Source organism: Mesorhizobium sp. M7A.F.Ca.ET.027.02.1.1 (assembly GCF_004022985.1).
In the GTDB taxonomy this organism is placed as follows: domain Bacteria; phylum Pseudomonadota; class Alphaproteobacteria; order Rhizobiales; family Rhizobiaceae; genus Mesorhizobium.
Genome location: NZ_RZOL01000580.1, coordinates 1 through 2827, shown reverse-complemented (window position 1 = coordinate 2827; position 2827 = coordinate 1). Strand labels below are relative to the sequence as shown.

General features: G+C 63.4%; 4 protein-coding genes and 1 pseudogene. All 5 read right to left on the bottom strand.

What is annotated here, in order from left to right; all coding sequences use genetic code 11:
- Positions 1-334: pseudogene (locus tag EN749_RS33705) on the bottom strand (hypothetical protein); the annotation flags it as partial.
- An 81-nt stretch (positions 335-415) separates the two neighbouring features.
- Positions 416-781, bottom strand: a complete 366-nt coding sequence (locus EN749_RS33700) for a hypothetical protein (protein WP_127397691.1) — start codon at positions 779-781, stop codon at positions 416-418.
- A gap of 142 nt (positions 782-923) precedes the next feature.
- On the bottom strand, positions 924-2303 hold the full coding sequence (locus tag EN749_RS33695; protein ID WP_128364793.1) for an aspartate aminotransferase family protein: 1380 nt from the start codon (positions 2301-2303) through the stop codon (positions 924-926).
- A 48-nt stretch (positions 2304-2351) separates the two neighbouring features.
- Complete coding sequence (locus EN749_RS33690) at positions 2352-2492, bottom strand: capsid protein (protein ID WP_127268233.1); 141 nt, start codon at positions 2490-2492, stop codon at positions 2352-2354.
- A 68-nt stretch (positions 2493-2560) separates the two neighbouring features.
- Positions 2561-2827: prolyl oligopeptidase family serine peptidase (locus EN749_RS33685; RefSeq protein WP_145991123.1), on the bottom strand; the 267-nt coding region annotated here is incomplete at its 5' end.

Here is a 2827-nt window from a genome sequence, read left to right as displayed (position 1 = left end):
CGCTGCCTTTCAGGACGTAGGGAATGCTGCCGACCACCGTCGCGCAGCCGCCAATCCCGACCACCCAGACGGCAAGGCCGGCGATTGCCCAGTTGCGCTGCGTCTTGCGAAACTGTTCCGCGTCGCGCCAGGCGCGGTTCTGCCAGGCCCAGCGGCTGCCGCGTGCGCCCAGCACGATGATCATGATGATGTTGACGACAGGGATCAGCGCCAGCAACGCGATGAAAGTGCTGTTGCCGATGCCCCAGATCCAGTTGAGGAAGAAAGCGCCCCAGTTCCAGCGGTCGAGTTCGGCTGGAATTTCAGCCGGCTGGTTGAGCGGTTGTCCGGCCATCGTGTCCCCCATCCGTGACGTACCGACTGATTCTAGCGCATGCGCCCGTCAATGCGCAAAATCAAAGTTCTGCAACTTCTGTCAGGTCTTGTTGGACAGCCGGCGAAAATTCGCTTTCACGGCACGGCTTGCCGGCTTCAGCGCGGCGCTGATCGAGCGCTCCGCCGCGACCCCGTTGAACAGCGACGGCGTGCGGCCGGAAAAGATTTCCGGCCAAAACCGCGATGCCGATTGCAGGAAGGACATTTGCGCCGCAAACACGCCTTCGGCCATAGCGGCGGTCTTCTCGTTTACCGCACGCGCGGTCTCCGTGCTCCAAGGCTGGCTGCTCCCGCCATCCATGGCCATCAACGGCAGCCGCATCATCGCCACCAGCGGCGCCAGCATCAGGTCGCCGCCGATGATGGCCGCTTCTTGCGTCCGTCGGCTCTTGCCGGTCTTTCTCATGGAAACAACCCCTTGTCGCGGCCGAATCAGCCGCAGCCCCCACACACTACGCGCTTGTGGTGGAATTCGTTCGCTCCCCGCGTCAGCATGGCCTCAAGGCTGGGCGCTCCCGCCGAGGAGCGCCCAGCCGAGGGGTCGAGTTCTACCGCTTGCGCAGGTCGGCTTGCGCCAGATCCAGCGCCTTCGAGATGCGGTCGCAGGCCATATCGATCGTATCACGGGTCCAGATCAGCGGCGGCGACAGGATCATCGTGTCACCGGTAGCGCGCAGCATCATGCGGTGCGCGATGGCATGATCGCGCACGGTTACCGCCGCACTTCCAGCCGGCAGGAACCGCTCCTTGGTCGCCTTGTCCTTGACGATCTCGATTGCGCCCATCAGTCCGATCGAACGCACCTCGCCGACCAGATCATGTCCGGCAATGCGCTCCTGCAAGGCCTTGGCGAAATAAGGGCCGGTGTCGTTCCGGACGCGGTCGACCAGCCCTTCGCGTTCGATGATCTCGAGGTTCTTCAGCGCCACGGCGCAGGCCACCGGGTGGCCGGAATAGGTGTAGCCGTGATTGAACTCGCCGCCCTTCTCGACCAACGTCGAGGCGATGCGGTCGCCGACCAGCAATGCCGACAGCGGCTGGTAGCCCGACGTCAGCGCCTTGGCCGTGGTGATCGTGTCGGGCTCGATGCCGAGCTTCTGGGCGGCGAACCACTCGCCGGTGCGACCATAACCGGTGATGACCTCGTCCAGCATCAACAGGACATCGTATTTACGGCAGATACGCTGCACTTCCGGCCAGTAGCTCGCCGGCGGTATCTTCACGCCACCGGCCCCCATGACCGGCTCGCCGATAAAGGCGGCAACCTTGTCGGCGCCGGCTTCGAGGATCGCCTCCTCGACAGCCCCGGCCGCGCGCAGGCCGAAATCATGGTCGCTCTCTCCCGGCAGCGCCAGTTCATAGGCGTAGGGCATCATCACATGGACGATGTTGGGCACCGCACCGTTGAGCTGCTTGTGCATACCATCCATGCCGCCGAGCGAGGTGCCGGCAACGGTCGAGCCGTGATAGGCCATCTTGCGCGAGATGATGCGGTTCTTCTCCGGCTGGCCTTCCAGCACCCAATAGTGGCGCACGAGACGCAGTGCCGTGTCATTGGCCTCCGAGCCCGACGAACCATAGAACACCTGGTTGACGTGCTTCGGCGCGATCTCCGCCAGCTTCTTGGACAGCAGCACCGGCGTCGGCGTCGAGCATTTGAAGAAGGAGTTGTAATAAGGCAGTTCCTTCATCTGGGCATAGGCGGCCTCGGCCAACTCGTCACGGCCATAGCCGATGTTGACGCACCACAGCCCGGCCATGCCATCGAGGATTTCAGCCCCCTCGGAATCGTAGATGAAAGGGCCATTGGCATGGGTGATGATGCGCGACCCGGCCCCGCGCATTTCCTTGTGGTCGGTGAACGGATGCAGATGATGCGCGGCGTCGATCTGCTGAAGCTGCTTCAGCGAATAATTCTGATAGGTCATGTCTGATCTTCCCTCTGGATTCTATCCGGCAAGCCGGGGGCGAATGCTTCAGAGGCAGAGAGGTGGCGAATAGCCGATGCGGGCGCACAGCCGCAAAAGCTCGGCGCGCAGCGTACGCGGTGACGGCGTCACCGCGACCCGCAATGCGCGAGCCTCAAATGCGCCAACCAACATCCTGACGAGAGCCATGGCTGGCACCTTAGAGCAAAGGCTGGTCGAGGAGAACCACCCTTTGCTTGGCCCATAACGGAATGAGTCTAGGCCTTGGCTGTCAGCGCCCTCTGCAGGAAGACATATTTCATCGCCGTCTGCGCCGCCTGCGGCCGGCGGTCGCCACGCCCGCCATGACCACCCTCGGTCTCCTCGAAGAACAGCGTCCTGGCATGGCCGGCTTCCTGCAGGCGGGCGGCCATCTTGCGCGCATGGCCGGGATGGACCCGATCGTCAGCGGTCGATGTGGTCAGGAGCACAGGCGGATAGGCGGCAGCGGCGTCGACATGCTGGTAGGGCGAGTAGGCTGAAAG

Coding starts and splice junctions, on each gene's coding strand:
- EN749_RS33700 (WP_127397691.1), bottom strand. CDS start 781: ATGAGAAAGACCGGCAAGAGCCGACGGACGCAAGAAGCGGCCATCATC.
- EN749_RS33695 (WP_128364793.1), bottom strand. CDS start 2,303: ATGACCTATCAGAATTATTCGCTGAAGCAGCTTCAGCAGATCGACGCC.
- EN749_RS33690 (WP_127268233.1), bottom strand. CDS start 2,492: ATGGCTCTCGTCAGGATGTTGGTTGGCGCATTTGAGGCTCGCGCATTG.